The 18,309-nt window shown below is 38.5% G+C and carries 18 protein-coding genes; 4 read left to right on the top strand and 14 right to left on the bottom strand.

Annotation, left to right across the window (positions count from 1 at the left end; genetic code table 11):
• Positions 1–26 precede the first annotated feature (26 nt).
• Positions 27–2,762, top strand: a complete 2,736-nt coding sequence (locus A3K93_RS02395) for a hypothetical protein (protein WP_067728594.1) — start codon at positions 27–29, stop codon at positions 2,760–2,762.
• A gap of 165 nt (positions 2,763–2,927) precedes the next feature.
• Positions 2,928–3,863 (top strand): tRNA dihydrouridine synthase, encoded by a 936-nt coding sequence (locus A3K93_RS02390; protein WP_067728592.1) that lies wholly within the window; start codon positions 2,928–2,930, stop codon positions 3,861–3,863.
• Positions 3,864–3,891: 28 nt separating this feature from the next.
• Here the strand turns inward: A3K93_RS02390 and A3K93_RS02385 are convergent, their stop codons facing one another.
• The 4 genes from A3K93_RS02385 to rpe form a co-directional block, all read right to left on the bottom strand.
• Complete coding sequence (locus tag A3K93_RS02385; RefSeq protein ID WP_442855652.1) at positions 3,892–4,497, bottom strand: nuclease-related domain-containing protein; 606 nt, start codon at positions 4,495–4,497, stop codon at positions 3,892–3,894.
• Positions 4,498–4,570: 73 nt separating this feature from the next.
• Positions 4,571–5,053, bottom strand: a complete 483-nt coding sequence (locus tag A3K93_RS02380) for a methylated-DNA--[protein]-cysteine S-methyltransferase (RefSeq protein ID WP_067728588.1) — start codon at positions 5,051–5,053, stop codon at positions 4,571–4,573.
• A gap of 59 nt (positions 5,054–5,112) precedes the next feature.
• Positions 5,113–5,430: a quaternary ammonium compound efflux SMR transporter SugE gene (sugE, locus tag A3K93_RS02375; protein WP_067728586.1), complete on the bottom strand. Its 318-nt coding sequence runs from the start codon at positions 5,428–5,430 to the stop codon at positions 5,113–5,115.
• A gap of 655 nt (positions 5,431–6,085) precedes the next feature.
• Positions 6,086–6,772, bottom strand: coding sequence for a ribulose-phosphate 3-epimerase (gene rpe / locus A3K93_RS02370; RefSeq protein WP_067728584.1), 687 nt, complete (start codon positions 6,770–6,772; stop codon positions 6,086–6,088).
• A gap of 204 nt (positions 6,773–6,976) precedes the next feature.
• Between rpe and A3K93_RS02365 the strand changes: the two genes are divergently transcribed.
• Complete coding sequence (locus A3K93_RS02365; RefSeq protein ID WP_067731646.1) at positions 6,977–7,252, top strand: DUF2218 domain-containing protein; 276 nt, start codon at positions 6,977–6,979, stop codon at positions 7,250–7,252.
• 13 nt (positions 7,253–7,265) lie between these two features.
• Here A3K93_RS02365 and A3K93_RS02360 read toward each other — a convergent pair whose 3' ends face one another.
• The 9 genes from A3K93_RS02360 to A3K93_RS02320 form a co-directional block, all read right to left on the bottom strand.
• Positions 7,266–8,318: a M48 family metallopeptidase gene (locus A3K93_RS02360; protein WP_067728582.1), complete on the bottom strand. Its 1,053-nt coding sequence runs from the start codon at positions 8,316–8,318 to the stop codon at positions 7,266–7,268.
• Between the two features lie 12 nt (positions 8,319–8,330).
• On the bottom strand, positions 8,331–9,443 hold the full coding sequence (locus A3K93_RS02355; RefSeq protein WP_067728580.1) for a YjgN family protein: 1,113 nt from the start codon (positions 9,441–9,443) through the stop codon (positions 8,331–8,333).
• Between the two features lie 111 nt (positions 9,444–9,554).
• Positions 9,555–10,391, bottom strand: coding sequence for an S-formylglutathione hydrolase (fghA, locus tag A3K93_RS02350; RefSeq protein WP_067728578.1), 837 nt, complete (start codon positions 10,389–10,391; stop codon positions 9,555–9,557).
• A gap of 29 nt (positions 10,392–10,420) precedes the next feature.
• A complete protein-coding gene (locus tag A3K93_RS02345) occupies positions 10,421–11,806 on the bottom strand; it encodes a C13 family peptidase (RefSeq protein ID WP_067728576.1) in 1,386 nt (461 codons plus the stop codon).
• 124 nt (positions 11,807–11,930) lie between these two features.
• Positions 11,931–12,749 carry a class I SAM-dependent methyltransferase gene (locus A3K93_RS02340; protein WP_067728574.1) on the bottom strand — a complete coding sequence of 273 codons (819 nt, stop codon included), beginning with the start codon at positions 12,747–12,749 and terminating at the stop codon, positions 11,931–11,933.
• A complete protein-coding gene (locus A3K93_RS02335) occupies positions 12,743–13,567 on the bottom strand; it encodes an undecaprenyl-diphosphate phosphatase (protein WP_067728572.1) in 825 nt (274 codons plus the stop codon). Before A3K93_RS02335 ends, A3K93_RS02340 begins: the two co-directional genes overlap by 7 nt.
• 16 nt (positions 13,568–13,583) lie before the next feature.
• The gene (gene tsaB / locus A3K93_RS02330; protein ID WP_067728570.1) at positions 13,584–14,249 is read right to left on the bottom strand and encodes a tRNA (adenosine(37)-N6)-threonylcarbamoyltransferase complex dimerization subunit type 1 TsaB; all 666 of its coding nucleotides are present in this window, start codon (positions 14,247–14,249) and stop codon (positions 13,584–13,586) included.
• 119 nt (positions 14,250–14,368) lie between these two features.
• A complete protein-coding gene (locus A3K93_RS02325) occupies positions 14,369–14,896 on the bottom strand; it encodes a gamma carbonic anhydrase family protein (RefSeq protein WP_171255080.1) in 528 nt (175 codons plus the stop codon).
• Between the two features lie 17 nt (positions 14,897–14,913).
• A complete protein-coding gene (locus tag A3K93_RS02320) occupies positions 14,914–15,534 on the bottom strand; it encodes an NUDIX hydrolase (protein ID WP_067728566.1) in 621 nt (206 codons plus the stop codon).
• A 119-nt stretch (positions 15,535–15,653) separates the two neighbouring features.
• On the opposite strand from A3K93_RS02320, the gene A3K93_RS02315 reads away from it, so the two are divergent.
• Positions 15,654–16,202, top strand: a complete 549-nt coding sequence (locus A3K93_RS02315) for an NUDIX hydrolase (protein ID WP_101494810.1) — start codon at positions 15,654–15,656, stop codon at positions 16,200–16,202.
• A 53-nt stretch (positions 16,203–16,255) separates the two neighbouring features.
• Here A3K93_RS02315 and filF read toward each other — a convergent pair whose 3' ends face one another.
• Positions 16,256–18,298: a putative pilus system protein FilF gene (filF, locus tag A3K93_RS02310; protein WP_067728562.1), complete on the bottom strand. Its 2,043-nt coding sequence runs from the start codon at positions 18,296–18,298 to the stop codon at positions 16,256–16,258.
• Between the last annotated feature and the right edge of the window lie 11 nt (positions 18,299–18,309).

The raw sequence follows: 18,309 nt of genomic DNA, 5'->3' as shown, positions 1-18,309 counted from the left end.
AATTAACCTAAATGTGAGGATGAGCAATGCACACATTAAAAAAACAACAAGGTATAGCAACGATTCTATTGGTATTGCTCATTGGAATCACAGTCATGTTAATTACGGCTTCTGTTGCACGAGCTTTAATAACTAAAAAAGAAGCTGCAACTGCAGCCCATGCACAAACCAATGCACAAATTCTAGGTTGGGCGGGTGTGAGTGCTTTTAGGGAATATCTTATAGAGAAAGGCTCACAAAACTTTAATAATATTAAACAATTAACTGGTCAAAATATTAATTTAAAGTATTCAGATAATCATAAAGTAAATGCCATTGTGACTAACATCATTGGGTGTAATGCTCCAGGCAGTCCTTGTACTGTTATAGCAGACATTGCAGCCAATAGTAGTAGTGCTCAAGCAGCTACTACAATTACTGTTACATACGAAATTATTGTGGTGGATGGTATTGTTACTGTCGTGGACAAAGCAATCGAAGCAAGCTTAGGTGGTGATGTTCACTTTAGTGGAAACACAATTAAAGCTGAAGAACCCAATTCAAAAGTAATTCTTAATGTGGATGGGAAAGTAGATATATTAGCAGATTTTAAGCTTGAAAATATTTCAGAACTAATAATTAATGCAAAAGGGAATATTGACATCGACTGTGTAGCTTCCGAATGTGAAAAATTTCGTAATGTCCATTTGAATGCCAAAGGTTCGGTTAATATTCATGAGGGTGTAATTACTAAACCTGCTCAATTTGGCAATATCAGTGCTGAAGGAGATGTAACACTTCAAACTCATGTCCATGCACAAAATATAAAAACCTTAGGAAAAGTCTATATTGCAACTAGCTCTTCAGCACAAAATATTGATGCTGTAGGTCAAGTAAAATTATACCAAAGTCAAACTTCTGCAAATATTAATTCTAATAATGATGTTATTTTAATCCTGAGTTCTTCAGCAAATAATATTAATGCGCGTAATGTTCAAATAGGTACAGGATTAGGAGGAGGAAATACTGTTAAAGGTAATATCATTGCTCGAGGGTGGGTAGAAGTCGGTAATGCGTTAGGATTTGATGGTAATAATACGGTTCAAGGAAATATTCATGCATTAAATTATGTAAAAGTCGGCAGAAGTACACAGCTCCGAAGTAAAGTTCTCGGAAATATCGAAACAGAAAGTTATATAGATCTTCAAATAGCCGATATAAATACTAATTTAAGCAATTATATAAGTGCTAAACAATATATCACTATGAGTAATTATACTTATGTTATGGGTTCTGTTTATGCATATGGTCTACAAAAATATAAAGGTAAAGCTTTTGATTCGTCTATCTATAGTGAAGTTAATGGAAGTATATACGTTAATGGAGATATTGACATTGCTCCATATGCAAAAGTTAATGGAAGCGCAGTTTACACAGGAAATATTAACACAACTCTCATTAATAATAACAAAAGAATAAGCGGTTTAAAAACTAAGGTTTCATCTGCTGAAATTACAAGTTATCTCAAAACACATACTGTTATTGACCCAAACCCACCTATTAATTCAACAGATCTCTATAATGCAATCAATGAATTAATGAACTTTGGAACGCTTGTTGATGTTAAACAATATAAGTTGGATGCGAACTATATATTTCAAAGAAGTATAGGTGGATTTACTCGGGTATATTTAAACCACTTAAAAAATAAAGCAACTGGTGATATTTACATATACGGTAAAAACTCAACGACAGGTGCTTACGAACAACAAGTTATTAAAAATGGAACCTTCTCTCCTGTCCAAGAGAATAATGGCAATCCATTCTATCTAGCAGACTATGGAATAGATCGAGTTAAACCTTGGTGGGAGATTATTACATTAAATAGAAGTGGGGCTATATGTGCACAGATTAATGGTAACAAATGTAATAGCGATATAGTAGGCTATTTACCTCGTTTAGATATCACAAGATCAAGTACGGGTTTTACTGAAGATTATCATTATGATGGCAACTACTATTTAAGATCTTCTAGTGGTGCATCCTCCTTAGATAATGCAGCTTTTGCTCCTGGAATTTTGTATTTTGATGGAACAGTGACCATTACAGGAGCGCTTGCAGGCGGGAACTCTAAATCAGCTTTTACAAATACAATTCTAGCAGAAGGACGTATTTCAGCATCAGCAACTTCACCTCGTATCTATTCACCATATAATATATTGCGTGAAAAAGAACATGCAGACATGATTTGTAATAGACCTTTAAAAACAGCTGATGGAACACAAGATTTCTCTACCTCATGGCCTAATACAAATCCTGAAACTATTTCAAATGTTTATTTAATACCAACAAACCTTTGCAAAAATGAATCAGAGTTTTCTTATAGTATGGATCGTGAACCAAATACAGGTAAAAAATTAAATGTAAATATAGCCGACAATAACAATATTTCTAAGTCAGTACCAAAACTTGATTTAGGATATGTAGCACTTATGTCTAATGATTATATTGATATTGGCACATGTACTTTAGTTTATGGCGATACTCTTGCTCGTAACAAAATGAAATCACATAATATTGATGCAGGTTGTATCACCAAAGGTGGTTTAGTCGGCAATATGAGTAGCCAGGGGTATGATAGAGAAACCAATACATTTGGCACTGGTTTTACTTATACAATTCCTAAATCTAATCACACTAGTATCAGAGAAGAAACTACTACTACGACCGATACAGGTATTAAAATCGAATCAACCACCTCGAAATGGGCACGCTATAAATAATCCCATTTAGAGTTCTTTAGTAAAAAGCCCAAATTCGTTTTGGGCTTTTTTATGGCTTATGCTCACAATTCAGTATTCTAAAAAATTTCGTAGTTGATCCAACACCCTAGACATTCTGTGCAAAAAATCGTATAACCCTGTTTTTCTCTTTACAGGTCTGACCCTTTGAAACTTGTTCTTGCACCGATGGAAGGCTTAACCGATCCCATTATGCGTGATGTACTTACGTCTGTTGGAAGCTTTGACTGGTGTGTGACTGAGTTTATCCGTGTCACCGATTCAATCCTGCCCGACCATGTCTATCATAGTTATTGTCCTGAACTGTTAAACGATGGAAAAACTGCATCAGGAACGCCTGTGCATGTGCAGTTTTTAGGTAACAATCCTGACATGCTTGCTGCCAATGCGGTAAAAGTAGCTGAAATGGGTGCACCTACAATTGATATGAATTTTGGTTGTCCTGCCAAAACTGTCAATCGACATCGCGGTGGTTCGGTTTTATTAGATGAACCTGAAGTGGTTTACCAGTTAATTAAAGCCGTGCGTGATGCTGTTCCAAGTCACATTCCTGTCTCGGCAAAAATGCGTCTAGGCTATATGGATCGTGACTTCATGATGGAAAATGCGCATGCCATTGAAGATGCAGGTGCTGCATGGGTCACTGTTCATGCACGTACCAAAGCAGATGGCTACACTCCCCCTGCATTTTGGGATCAACTTGCCCCGATTCGTGAAACATTAAAAATCAACGTAATTGCCAATGGTGAAATTTGGAATAATGCTGATGCAAAACAATGCCAAATTGAATCGGGCTGCCAAGATCTCATGATCGGGCGTGGTGCAGTGACTACACCAGATATCACGCAATGTATTCGCGCGAATACCGACCAAGCTTTACTGACTTGGAATGATTTACTCGGTCTGCAAATTCGTTTCTTAAATGGTTCGTATAAAAAAGAAATGAATATGGTTGGGCGTTATAAACAATGGTTAGGCATGATGTCTAAACATTACCCAGAAGCCAAAATGCTCTGGGATGAAGTCAAACGCGTAAAACCATTAGATGAGATTATTGAAAAACTTCAATCTTCAAAACACTAAATATCAAAGCCTCTTCCTAAGAGGCTTTTTATTTATATCTTTCTCTCAACTGTGCGACATGATCACGGTTAGTTTTCCATGATTTTTCTAAAATTTCTTTTTGTAGTCGGATTTGAATTCGCTTTAGTTTTGTATCAGAAATGACAATATCTTTAAAACCTTTGACGTAATCAGTCCAAGAAGCTCCTCTAAAAACATTAGACGGCATGTTTGTTTTAAATTCTGCCTCAGGCATAAAAACAACCACCGAATGCATGAATTCAGGGTTTACAATATCACTTAGAACTGACTCTAAAACTTTTATATGTCTATAGTTTTGATGGATGGGATTCTGAAACTTATAACTTTGCTTATAAATTTTTTGTGTCCACATTTTTTGACGTTCACCACCAAAAATCCAACCTTTATAATTCTTCGTTTCAATCACAAAAATACCGTATGGACTTAATAAGATATGGTCAATTTGCGTGGTTGTGCCTTGAGCATCTGGCAATGTGAGGTCATTTAATAAAATATAGTGCGGATCTTTAAGATAGAGTTTCACGTGTGCATGGACAGCTAACTCCCCAAGTTTACCTTTGATTGTGGGAAGAAAAGCTTTAAATATCCCCAATAAAACTGCAATGAAAATCATCCATCCACAAAGGGAAAATAAAGGTTCAAATATATTTTGCATATTATTTTAATTTTATAAATAAAGAATGATCTTAATGATTTTGTTCAATTTTTAATAGTATTTCTTTATTACTTAGACCACCTGCAAAACCGACAAGCTTTCCATTTTGACCAATCACGCGATGACATGGTGCAATGATGGAAATCGGATTACGTCCATTGGCTGCACCTACAGCTCGAACCGCATTTATATTTCCAATTTTAATCGCGATATCTTTATAAGTTCTTGTTTCACCATAAGGGATATCCAATAACGCTGTCCAAACAAGTTTTTGAAACGGAGTTCCCATAAATTTTAGTGGGATATCGAATATTTGACGCTGACCGTTAAAATATTCTTGTAGCTGTAATGCTGTATTTTGAAGAATAATATTATTTTTATTTTCAGCAAGTTGACCTAATCGTACACGGTTTAATTTTTCACACTCCCATAATACTGCAATGAGTGCCTGTTGATCAGCAACGAGTTGAAGCTGACCCACAGGTGAATCGATCGTTATATAGTCTAAAGTCATGCAGCATCCAAAAATATATCCTAGTTCTTAAAATAACATACGATATATATGGCATTTATTTATGACGATGAAAGTTTCATCAACACTAGACCTGAAATAATTAGTACGGCTGCAAGCATACGCATGGCAGTGGCTGGCTCACCAAGTACAAATATTCCCACTAAAAATGAACCGACCGCACCAATACCCGTCCAAATGGTATAAGCCGTCCCAAGTGGCAAACTGCGCATGGCGTACGCAAGTAAACCAAAACTTAAAATCATAAAAACAATAGTAATCATGGAAGGGGTGATTTTTGAAAATCCCTCGGACATTTTCATAGAATATGCCCATACAATTTCAAAAACACCTGCAAGAATTAATGTGATCCAGGCCATATGCCTTCTCCTTAATGTCTCAGAATCAGGCCGTCCTGAATTTTTTCCTTAAGCGCATTGATGCACCAAGGGAGGTCGTTCCTCCAATTTTGTCAGCGTATTGTACAAAATTAAGCGTTAATTTGGCGCACTTCTTACAAAAGATGATGTTTTGTGATGCAACTTAACAATGCATTACCAAAAGATGAATGTCATATACAGCTCGTTGGTCTAATGTACATCTAACATTCAATTTGAGTGCTTAATTGTTTCTTATCTACCAGATAAATCCCATATCTGTGTGGCTCATATATTCTAATAAAGTGATTTTGGTAAAAGTTATCCCCTTAGGATTATTAAGATATACACATCCTATAAATTCAAAGCGTATTGGAGATTTTACACAATGAAACACAACTTCAAGACTTAATGCTCATTTTTTATATAGCACATAGATTCAACATCGCTTGATAAATAATCAACAAACACAAGGCTTTTAAACGATAAAAAGAACCCAATTGGGATTCTTTTTATACATTATTTGTCTAAGCGTTAATCAAAGTGCTCACAATTGATTACATTTTAAACAAGATATCCATATGGTTACCCACATAGATATCCATACACTTATCCATAAAGTTATCCACAATCCATCGTGAATAAAACATTTTTACGATTAAAGTGTCACTTGCCCAACTTTGGCAAGTTCAGAACGCATTTCGTCAATCACAGCTTTATAATCTGGCTTACCAAAAATCGCAGAACCAGATACAAACATGTCCGCACCTGCTTCAGCAATTTCACGAATATTTGCAGGACCTACCCCACCATCCACTTCTAAACGAATGTCACGACCTGAAGCATCAATAATTTTACGAGCTTCACGAAGTTTCTCTAAAGTCATTGGAATGAATTTTTGACCGCCAAATCCTGGGTTTACACTCATAAGCAATACTTGGTCTACTTTATCTAACACATAATCTAAATAATGTAGGGGTGTTGCTGGGTTAAAGACCAAACCTGCCTGCGCACCACCAGATTTAATTAACTGTAAAGAACGATCAATATGATCAGACGCTTCAGGATGGAAAGTAATAATATCTGCGCCAGCTTCAAGGAAATCACCAATCATACGGTCAACTGGTTTAACCATCAGATGTACATCAATCGGTGCTTTGATACCGTATTTTTTTAATGCCTTACATACACCTGCACCAAAAGTTAAATTAGGTACATAGTGATTATCCATCACATCAAAATGCACAACATCAGCACCTGCTTCTAATACTTTTTCTACATCTTCACCAAGACGAGCAAAATCAGCAGATAAAATTGAAGGCGCAATTAAAAATGGCTTGGACATGAAAGAACCTGGCTAAATAAGGGAGGATTGACGCATTATAGCAAATCCCACCCTTTTCAGGCGAGCAACACGAAACGCTTGCTTAAGTTGACATTCATATAACAGGAATTAAACAGACTCAACTGGTCGAACATTTGAGAGTGTTTTTAAAATATCAATATTATTTCAAAGGCTTTCATTATGATTATTTCAAAGGCTTTCATTATGATGAGCACTGCGTTAATTCCGACGTTTCAAGCTGAGCGTATGACAAAAAGGCTGGTCAAACATTGGGAACATAAGTTTCCTGTCCAAAAAACCGATCTTTATCATGAGATTCAAATGCCAACAGCCTTAGTTCGGCTGACACCGCTTGATGAACATTTACAGGTCGAAATTAAAATACTCCAACCCGATGTCAATATAATTCAGCTACAGAAAGTAGTAATTGATCATTTAGAACGAATGAGCCATCAAACACTCACTGCTCAATGGCAATGAATGCTCCACACTTTTAGTTTGAATACTTCGCTTCAAATGCTTTTACTGCTTGTATGCGCTGTTCTGTCGCTGGATGTGTACTGAGAAAATCTAGATTTTTTGAAATGTCTGATTCTTTATCTTCCTTCGAATCACCCTGCTGACTTTGCTCTAAACGCGCCAAGAAATCTGCAAAATAATGCACAGGAATATGCTGTTGATGCATGGCCTTTAATGCATATTGATCTGCTTCAAGTTCAAATTTTCTCGAATAATTTAATCCAACTAAAGACACTGGGACACTAGTCAATAAATCACTGGCATCACCTGTGATCATAATAATCAGTGTGCTGATTCCTAATCCGCTGATCGCTTGTTCAAGGCTATGACGTTCATGTAAATGGCCTTGTTCATGCGCGAGTACGCCTAGCAATTCACGATCATCATGAACCAATTGAACCAATTCATCCGTAACCACAATCGTGTTATTGGGAATCGCAAGTGCATTCGCACCAATTTGGCGACCACCTTGACGGAAAATCACTTTCGCCGTTTTCTGACCCTTAAACATGGCTTGATATCCAGCAATCAATTTTGCCTGTCGTGCTGCATCAATTTTGCTTGGCTGTGTAAATTCCATCAAATAATCTTCAGCTTGATTGCCAATTTTTACCATGGTCTGTTCAGGTAAGTGATGCGCTATATGATGGGAGGCTGTAGGAATACCCCACTGAACTAAGCCCCATACAAAAAACACAACAAAAACCAAGCTCACGAGAATCATTTTAGGTGAACGTTCGAGCTTCCAAATGGCATGCTGCTTATTTGCATGTTCCACATTAAACCACTCAGGTACAGCTGTCTGAAATTCGATGCGTGCATCATCAATCAGTTCAACGACTGGCTGAACCTGCCCCAATGCCCCGATCAATGTCATCGCCTTATACGGATAGAATCGCACCTGCTGCTGTCCTGAATCATCATATTTGATTTGAACTTGTTCTGAATCATGTGGCATCAATATCGCATGGCGCGGCTTAGATACAATTCCATCATAAAAAATGACATTGACCTGTTGTGTAGACATATTGCATGGCCCTTAAAGTGAAATATCAAAATCAAAAATATCACTGAGCTCTTCAGCAATCGCACTCGGATCTTCCTGCATTTGATTCAGCATTAAATCTGGATCATTCACTAAACAAAGACTGAGTGATTCAACTTTATAACGATAAATACGTACTGCTGCCCATGGTGTCAATAAGCCAAAGCTTACAATTTTAAGCAGCCAATTGGTCACCATAATCCAAACAAAAACCGCAGAATTACAACTGGTTTGGAATTTACTCCGACTAAGGACCATGTTATTCCATGTACTTATAAATAATCGCGCCTGTATCCACGGCCAAATCACAAACAAGGCAGCTACATAGAAGAACATCATTAGCCCTGCAAATCTCATTAAAATCTCAGGGGATGTTCTGATTAAATCTAAACTCGGCAAACGCCCCATGGTCAGACCTAAGACTAAAATACCGATATAGACGATAATCGGGATATACATCGCTACAACGAAGTTCAGCCATGTTGCCTTAAAGTTAAATTTAAGTTGACCCAGTTGCAGATTATTAAAGGTATATTTTTTATACATCCACAACACAATCGGGAAAGCCAAACCAAGCGTAATAATCATTAAGAAGATAGACATAAAGAAAATGCCATAGGCCGCTTTATGTGTTCCATCAAAGAAAAAACGCGCATTACTAAATTTACTATTACGCGCATTAAAACGTAAGGTCGCTCTGACCAACCAAGGAACAGCCAACCAAATGACAAGCGCACCCGCTAACATCCATTCCCATGACTGCTTAGATAAAATTGAGATAGCGAGATAAATACCTAGCGCGATCAAACGCCCTTTTAAAATTTTGGTCGGCACCCCGGTAAAGTCGAAACGGCGTTGAATAAGTGCAGTATTACTATAAAAATAACGTAGACGACGAACTTTAGCCCACGGTGAATAAAGACCTAAAGTGACAATCATCAGTAACAGATTGACAATCCAAATGCCAAAATACTCTAAGCCATTCCCATGAAATGAGAATTTCTGTATACGTCCTAAACGTACGGGGTGACTCGTCTCTGGCAAAGGTGGTGGAAAGACAGGATGATCAATGGAATGAGATGAACTCAGGTCTTCAATATTTTGCATGTATTGCCTAATTTTTATTATTGAATAAGATGAAATTTCAAAATAAAACAATGCAGTATCTTTCACAAGCAAGATACTGCATCTTTCATTTAAAATATGATGAACTGCAGATTAAGGTTGTAAATGCACCGCATGGAACTGTAGATGATCATCTATAAAACTTTGAATAAAGTAATAGCCATGGTCATAACCTTGATGTTCACGCAGCGTAAGTTTTTGCCCAGCTGCATCGCAGGCTTGTTTGAATAATGCAGGGTTCAACTGACTATAAAACTGATCGGCAGCGCCTTGATCAATTAAAATATCGCTAAATACAGCACCTTTGGCTTGTACCAATGCCGTCGCATCGTGTTGTAGCCATGTGCTTTTATCTTCACCTAAATAGTTTGAAAATGCTTTCTCACCCCATGGACACTGACTTGGCGCACAAATCGGCGCAAAAGCAGATACAGATTTAAATTTTTGAGGGTATTTCAGTGCGAGCGTTAATGCACCATGTCCACCCATAGAGTGTCCAAAGATCCCGATTTTATCTGCCTGAATTGGAAATTCTTGCGTTACGACAGCATACAACTCATCCACAATAAAACTTTCCATTTGGAAATGTTCTGCCCACGGCTGTTGGGTTGCATTGATGTAAAAACCTGCACCTTGTCCAATATCCCAATGGCCCCCTTCTGCGACACCGTCACCGCGTGGTGAAGTATCAGGCGTAATAAGGATGATTCCAAGCTGGGCAGCAAGACGCTGTGCATGCGCTTTAATCGCAAATGTTTCTTCAGTACAGGTCAGCCCTGCAAGATAAAATAAAGCAGGACAGCTTTGACCATTTAAGGCTTGTGAGGGTAAAAAAATACCAAATTTAGTCGGTGTCTTAAGCACTTTAGAATCAAAGCGATATATACGTTGTTCGCCTTCAAAGCTCTTATTATTTTGTACCAATTCCATCGTCATATACCCTTCAATTAAACTCTTAATTATTGCGCTACTTTTGTCTCTGTCGTTAGCGGTGGAAATAAACGTTGCTCCAGTTGCGGCAACATTAATTCCATATTTTTACCAATCGACCATTGTGGTTCTGACGGTTCAAAACCTTGGTTTGATTCCCATTTCGCAACTGTTGACTTCGCTTGGTCAAATGCAGCTTTAATTGTATTTTGTTCCCGCATCGCTTCATCAAAGAAAGCACGACCAAAATAAGTATAATCTGCTTCATTTGAACAGCCAAAGGACTGTCGATCAGCCGCTGATGCCGTAATAATTAAGGTATTATCATCTTGTAAGGCAGGAACAAAACTGCCTGAATAACACGAACCAATCACAATCACACGCCAACGAATACCTGAGGCATCCAAGGTCTGTCTGAGCCATTTTGGATCGATTTGTGCCAAATCCAAAGGTGCATTTTCAATTTCAAAGGTATTGGGTAAACCATGCGAGGTCATATATAAAAATAATACATCCCCTTCACGGTTCATTTGCTGTCCAATACGGCGTAAAGCCAGTTCAATACTGGTTCGGCTCGCGATAGGATTTTCCAAACGTGTCGCAGGATGATTAATTAAAGCAATTGAACGACCATAGGTGCCAAAACGTGTGTCGAACTGTTCTTTAATCCGCGAAATTTCATATTGGAAGACATCTTGATAACTCGCACCTGCTACACCCATAAAATACCAATGTGACTGTGCAAATTCACCAAATTCAATATCATTTAAGGCCTTATTGAGTAAATTAGGCTGTGCATAAAATGCATCTTCAGCAAAACTTGGTGCTTGTTGTTCGACTTTCCAAATCGGTTGGTCTTTCACAGAAATTTGCCACACGACTAATGTAAAGAGCGTGGCAATCATAATCAACGCACGTTCCCACCACGGCCATTTTAATTCGCGTGAAAACACCCAAACTACAGCCAAACTCTGCCACACAAACAGTGCGACAAATAAACGTGGAATATAGTCATAAAGCACAAAAGGCAAATAATCAATGTCACCCAAATATTGGATCAAACATTGAAAGAGCATGATGTGGGTATCGAGAACCAGCCAAAGTAATGCTGGAACCAGCATCAGACGTGGATTATTGATCCGCTGAGAAAGAAAAATCCCAACAATCAATGCAATAAAGGGCCATAAAGCATAACTGATCAGACCTTGGGAGTTAAAATCTCCCATACGTCCTGAACTGAGCCAGCTAAATAAACTGTTCGCACAACCACCCAAAATCCCCCAAAAGACCAATTGCATAATGGAGGGACGAACCAATTGTAGTGATCGTCGAGAACCCAAAAACAACCATATTCCGGCAGTTTGATTGCTCTTAAAGTCATGCCAAAAATTAATGGAAGGTTTAAAGTCGATCATAGGATTTCGTGGAGGTGAGGTGGCTCGCTAATTCGCTCAATAAGTTTATGCCTGATAAAGGATTAATCAATGTTATTTTGTACTATATAACAAATCCTTGATTACTTTTGAAGCAATTATCATATTAAGCTACAAGATCATGCTGAAAATACGCATCAAAGCGACAAGCATCCCCTTGCCATTGGTGATTTGGCTGTTTATCCGCTAAAAAAACAGCTAATCGAGGGCGTTTAACCACCACACGCTTGCCAATTTTTTGTGCAAGCTCAAGTAAATTATCCCCCAAATCCATTTCACCATCTTCAGGTAATAACATATGCAACAGCTGCATTTGTTTTTTCACCTGAGCCTGCTTCTTCACCGCTTGTTGGTTTTGATCACGCTGCGGGAACATGGGATCAAGATAGACCACATCCACGACATGGTTTTGTTCAGCTTGCTGAATCAGATAGTCCGCTGAATCTGAAAATACCAGTTGGATGCGCGCCACCACATTGGCTAGGAATGCATCACTTTGCGCTCGTCGATGACTATCTTCAAGTAAAGTAAATAAAATAGGATGACGTTCGACCAATGTCACGTGTGCACCAAGATGCGCCATTAACAAACTGTCATGACCAAGCCCAGCTGTCGCATCAATCAGACTTGGCTTTTCACCTAAATTACATGCACGTGCAATCATTTCTGATTTTAATGATGCCCGTTTTAAACGCCCAACTTCTGCTTTCCAGTCCGGTTGCATCTTCATGCCATTGGCACATAGCCATAAACCATCAGCATCACAACAAAGTGCCAAGTCTGGATTTAAACGGAAAAAACGTGCGTTCAACTTTTCTACAGTCGAAAGCTCTACGTGTACACCACGAGAAAAAAGCACAGCTTGGAATTGCTGTGCTTGTTCAAGGTGTTCAGATTCTGTGTATAAGCGAATATCGCTTACCATAACTTCCAACCTGTAAATGCAAACAATAAAATCAATACGCCTGAAACAATACGATACCAAGCAAAAACCATAAAATCGCGTTTAGCTACATAAGCCACTAAAACACGAATTAAAACTAAAGCGGAGATAAAAGATACAAGAATACCGACTGCCAATACCCACCAATCCTGAGTGCTATCAAACACATCAAAACTTTGGTAAACATCAAGCAAACCTGCACCAATAATCACAGGAATCCCTAAAAAGAAGGAGAACTCAGTGGCTGCTTTACGAGAAACGCCTAAGAACATTGCGCCAATGATAGTTGCACCTGAGCGTGAAGTTCCCGGAATTAAAGACAATACTTGAATCAAACCAATCCAAATCGCATCTTTAATACTTAAATCTTCAACCTCTTGCGCACGGACTTTCGGTGGATTTTTTTCAATCCACATAATGATCAAACCACCAATGATCAAACCAATCGCAATCGCAATATTGTTAAAGAGTAAATCTTTAACCGTTTGACCAAATGTTAAGCCCACCAGCACAATAGGAATCGATGCCAAGATCAAACCTAGTCCTAATCGACGTCCTTGTGGCTCACCACTAATAATCCCTGTTGCTGCTCCCCAAAGACGTGCCCAGTATTCGTAAATGACTGCTGCAATTGCGCCCATTTGAATGGCAATCACAAATACATCACTTTTTTCTTTGGTCCAGAAATTCATCAGCTCTGAAGCCAAGATCAAATGACCTGTACTGGAAATAGGTAAAAACTCAGTAATACCCTCAACAATACCCATGATAGCTGCTTTAAGGAGCAGTAAAAGATCCATGCGTTATCCTAGTTAATTATGCTTTGCCTTGATCTGGTATTTTTTTCCACGCGTTATCACGTAGATAAACGGGAAGTGCCTGTTCTGCACTGACCCAATTTTCATTTTGCGCTGCAATGCGAGCAATCGTTGCAATATCCTGCGCATTTGCAGTAACCGCTTTATATTCACTTGCTTCCGATTGAACTAAATCTGCACCTGAACCAATCACAGTAAAACGAATCACTTTAACTGCTGCTTCATAACTTAATAGCTGCTCGTCATCTACTGCTTGCATGATACCTTGAGCATCCAATTGGAAACTTGCGATATATACTTCGTTCATACGAGCATCAAGAACAGCAGTGACCTCAGTCAAGCCATGCATACGATAAGCGGCTTGCGCTAAAGCTTGTAATGTTGAAACTGGAATCACAGGTAAATCATTCGCCCAAGCCAATGCTTGCGTCACTGCGGCATTAATACGCACGCCACTAAATGAACCGGGTCCACGGCTAAATGCAATCGCATTAAAATCACTTGGCGCAATCTTTAATTGTTGCAAGCCTTGTTCAATCATCGGGAGAATGGTTTGCGTCTGTGCCTTCGCTCGCGTATCTAATTGAAAGAACAATTCTTGAGTGTCATCGATCACAGAGACGGAACACTGCTCATTGGCAGTTTCCAATGCCAGCACTTTCATGCACAACCTTAATTCAAAGTATAAAAACGATGCTTATGATACTCCACTCCTGAAATCTAGGCGAGATTTTCCCGAAACAGATACAAAACCATATTCAAATAATCGAGCACATCAATTTTTTATAATTCTATTGGCTGTAAATCGGTAAAATTTTGGAAATGATTCGCATAATGCAGTGCACTTAATTTTAATTTTTGTATGGTTTCTTCATCTAAGGTCTTAACCACTTTCCCAGGTGATCCCATCACAACTGAATTATCAGGAATCACTTTACCTTCAGGAATTAAGGCATTGGCACCTATGATGCAGTTTTTACCAATAACAGCATGATTCAGAATAACGGCCTGAATACCGATCAAACTATTATCGCCAATCGTACATCCATGCAACATGGCCTGATGACCAATTGTCACATAATCACCAACTGTGAGTTCAATCCCAGCATCGGTATGTAAAACGGCGTTTTCCTGCACATTACTAAAATGACCAATTTTAATTTTACTGTTATCCCCACGGACAACTGCACCAAACCAAATACTTACCTTTTGCCCGAGTTCCACTTGACCGATTACTGTTGCTGTTGGTGCTACCCATCCATCCCATGGTGAAATCATTGCTTGTGGTTGTTTACCCTGATAGCTGTACAACATAGCCATAAATCCTTTTATTTTTTAAATAATCGTGTCGGTCTAAATGCGGGTGAATTCAATAAAAATGGCCATTCTTTTTGATAATCCAGTCCATATTTAAATAATGAAATCAACATCCTTGCCGTTAGGCCCCAAACCACTTCATTTTCTACGCGTAGACTTGGGAAATATAAAGACTGTCGTGCAAAACGCACTTCATAAGGCGTTGGTTTAGTGTCAATTAACTGTCGTAATGAAGCAAAGAAAATGCGATCAATTTCCGATGGCTGAGGAATCAATTCAACTTGCGGCGGAATGAGACCAACGACAGGCTTCACCAACATGCCATTACGTGCTTTTTGCATCGGCAGATCGCCAATCAAATTGACATCAAAAGGATTCAGAGCCGTTTCTTCAAAGGCTTCTCTTAATGCCACAACAATATTACTGGTATCTTCAGGGTCACGTTTACCCCCTGGAAATGACACTTCGCCGGCGTGATTATTTAAATATGCCGAACGGCGGGTCAGTAACACTTTAGGATTTTTTTCGTCTGTAATCGCAATCAATACCGCCGCCTGCGCAGGTTGAGTGCGTCTAGAAAAGCGTAAGCGTTGTTGCAACTTTAAAGTTAAATCACTTTCTTCTACAGACATATTTTTCCCTCAATATTTGTCTTTTATCATAGCTGATTTTTTATTCTGACGGATAGAAATGATGCCAAATTGTGTTTTTTCAGTTATCCTGACTCTACTTTTTATCATTGATGATGAATATGAACTTTTGTGTAGCATGCGGACATAAAACAACAGAGAAAATCCCTTTGGGAGATCAGAAAATTCGTCGTGTGTGCGAAAGTTGTGGTTATATTCATTATATCAATCCAAAAGTCATTTGCGGTGCTTTAGTGCTTTGGGAAAACAAAGTGTTACTGTGCAGACGTGCCATTGAACCTCGTTATGGTCTGTGGACTTTACCTGCTGGTTATATGGAATTGTTTGAAACGATGGAGCAAGGCGCTGCACGTGAAACACGTGAAGAAGCTGAAGCCGAAGTCGAAATTGAGCAACTGTATTGCATGTACAATATTCCACGCATAGGTCAAATTTACGTACTGTTTAAAGCCGATTTGGTTGAAGGTAAATTTGGAGCAGGTGAAGAAACCATTGAAAGCCGCCTCTTTGATGAAGCGGATATCCCTTGGTCTGAACTTGCGTTTCCAAGTGTTGAACGCACCCTCAGACATTACTTTGAAGACCGAAAAAAGAATCAATTCCCAATGCACTTAGAAACATTGGGGTCGCGTTTAGATCATACGGGTTAATTAAACCCCAATAAAAAAAGCCCATTTCAATATGGGCTTTTTTTATTTCGTATTTACTTTTGCTTAATGCGATAGCAAGAAGCTAATTTGAATTTCACTTCCCCACCCGCACGTTTCGCAATGTCTTTTGCATTCGTATCATCAGGTTTTTGAGTACTATATACCTTGTTAAAGCTGGCAAAACTATTTGCCCAACGTACTGTTTTTCCTGCTGAATCAATAAGTGGTACAGCATCAGAACTTGGCGTTGAATTAGCGGCAGCTCTCAGTAAAGTATCTAACTTGAGCAATGCACCACCGACCACAATAGCATCTGTCGTTGAAGTAGATGCCTGAATGGTCGTATTCATACCAATAAGTGCACCATCCAAATTACCAAATTTTTTGTTCCCTAAAATCATACGTAATGAGATCGAGTTATCTGTAGTTTGCGGGGTTGAGCCACCGACAAATGCACGTGATACTGTACCTATTGGGAACTGTTCGACTGTTTGACTGCCATAAGTCGAAACTAAGGTTTCAGGATTAAAATCTACATCACACTCTGATGCTGCAGATGCAGGCTTATAGTTGGTGCGAATATCTCCATTTTCATCAATCACAACCGGAATACTTTCAGCAAGTACTTGACTATCTGTAAAGGTAAAATCAAGCTGTCCATAAAGTGGGAATAGATAATTTTCCCCAGTTTTAACCGTCTCTTGCGATTTAAAAATGCGGCTATCCAAATAGCTGATTGGGAAAATTTTATAGAGATCCAAGCTCCCCGCAAAGGTATCCATCAGTTGTGATGTTCCACCTTGAACTTGTGTTTTACTTTGTTTCCATAAGCCAAGTTCTTTTTTCTCAGTATCTGTTAGCGTGTAATCGGATTTTTTATTGGTCAGTAACTTATAGAAACGTTCAGTTCCTGCAATCATATAATCGTTATATAAACGACCTTGATTAATGGTCAATGTTTGCTGTTCAGTTTCATCAGTTTTAAAAATAAAACCAGGTGTTGCAGGAATGCTTTTTGTGGATGGGCTAATCCATGTTTTTTGTGCAGGTGCAGTCATCTGAATCGGTGCAACTTGACGAATCAGCTGAGCATTTAAACCACCCAGCGTTTCAAAGCCTTTTGTCGGATCTGAGCTATTTTGAGGTGTTCCTCTCCACTGTAAACCACTACCAAAGGTGCGTCCCTGACGATCTGTCATCAACATAAAATGTCCGAACACATGCTCTACATTGGTATTTGAAGATTTACATTCTTTACCAATTTCACACCCTACAAAACCTTCTGAACCACTCAAATAACTATTTAATAAGTCACTTGTTGAAAACAATGAAAATTCGGGTTGGTAAACTGCTGCATTAGTAATAATAGAAAGTTTATCCAATACTTTAATTGCATCATCGCGCTCAACTTGGGATATATCAATCCATTCAGCCAATAAAGTTTGAAACTCACTGTCCGTTGTATTTTTAAACTGATCAACACTAATATTCTTTAAAATTTTATCTAAATTGGTACGTACTGAATCATTAATCACAATCGGTTGTAGATCTGTCGCAGAATTTAAAGACGGACTAGATTGTGGCGGATTAACATTTAGACCAATAGTTTGAATAATTTGAATTAAACGAATTGCAATCTCTTGTGTAGAGATAGTCACTGCTGAATTGCTTCCTGTTGAGCGAATACCTTCAGCGATATCCATAATACTTAAACGTGGTACTTGAGATTCTGTTGAAACATTGCCGATTTTGTCTAAAGAAAAACGACCTAACTCAATTTTATGCTTTTCTGCACCGTTTAAGTAAAAGGTAATATTTTCGCCTGCTTTACATGCACCTTTGGCATAACCATTATTTAAATCAAATACGGTAATATAATCATTTTCTGTGTCTGTGCCACAATAAAAATTGAGTCCATCAATCGGATAATCCAGCGCAAATTCGATACAACCTGTTGCACCTGCAGTACAAGAACCACTCTCCGTGCTACTGTCATTTTTTTCTGGCAATACATTGGCACTTTCACCCCCACATCCGTTTAGGGCAAATAGCATCGCGGTTAAAGTTGAAGCTATAAATAACTTTTTATTGTTCATATTATGATGTC

Source organism: Acinetobacter sp. NCu2D-2 (assembly GCF_001647675.1).
GTDB lineage: Bacteria > Pseudomonadota > Gammaproteobacteria > Pseudomonadales > Moraxellaceae > Acinetobacter.
This window is presented reverse-complemented; position numbering and strand designations above follow the sequence as displayed.

Coding starts and splice junctions, on each gene's coding strand:
- sugE (WP_067728586.1), bottom strand. CDS start 5,430: ATGGCCTGGATCACATTAATTCTTGCAGGTGTTTTTGAAATTGTATGG.
- filF (WP_067728562.1), bottom strand. CDS start 18,298: ATGAACAATAAAAAGTTATTTATAGCTTCAACTTTAACCGCGATGCTA.
- A3K93_RS02355 (WP_067728580.1), bottom strand. CDS start 9,443: ATGCAAAATATTGAAGACCTGAGTTCATCTCATTCCATTGATCATCCT.
- A3K93_RS02385 (WP_442855652.1), bottom strand. CDS start 4,497: ATGATTTTCATTGCAGTTTTATTGGGGATATTTAAAGCTTTTCTTCCC.
- tsaB (WP_067728570.1), bottom strand. CDS start 14,249: ATGAAAGTGCTGGCATTGGAAACTGCCAATGAGCAGTGTTCCGTCTCT.
- A3K93_RS02345 (WP_067728576.1), bottom strand. CDS start 11,806: ATGATCGACTTTAAACCTTCCATTAATTTTTGGCATGACTTTAAGAGC.
- A3K93_RS02365 (WP_067731646.1), top strand. CDS start 6,977: ATGATGAGCACTGCGTTAATTCCGACGTTTCAAGCTGAGCGTATGACA.
- fghA (WP_067728578.1), bottom strand. CDS start 10,391: ATGGAATTGGTACAAAATAATAAGAGCTTTGAAGGCGAACAACGTATA.
- A3K93_RS02315 (WP_101494810.1), top strand. CDS start 15,654: ATGAACTTTTGTGTAGCATGCGGACATAAAACAACAGAGAAAATCCCT.
- A3K93_RS02340 (WP_067728574.1), bottom strand. CDS start 12,749: ATGGTAAGCGATATTCGCTTATACACAGAATCTGAACACCTTGAACAA.
- A3K93_RS02360 (WP_067728582.1), bottom strand. CDS start 8,318: ATGTCTACACAACAGGTCAATGTCATTTTTTATGATGGAATTGTATCT.
- rpe (WP_067728584.1), bottom strand. CDS start 6,772: ATGTCCAAGCCATTTTTAATTGCGCCTTCAATTTTATCTGCTGATTTT.
- A3K93_RS02335 (WP_067728572.1), bottom strand. CDS start 13,567: ATGGATCTTTTACTGCTCCTTAAAGCAGCTATCATGGGTATTGTTGAG.
- A3K93_RS02320 (WP_067728566.1), bottom strand. CDS start 15,534: ATGTCTGTAGAAGAAAGTGATTTAACTTTAAAGTTGCAACAACGCTTA.
- A3K93_RS02380 (WP_067728588.1), bottom strand. CDS start 5,053: ATGACTTTAGACTATATAACGATCGATTCACCTGTGGGTCAGCTTCAA.
- A3K93_RS02395 (WP_067728594.1), top strand. CDS start 27: ATGCACACATTAAAAAAACAACAAGGTATAGCAACGATTCTATTGGTA.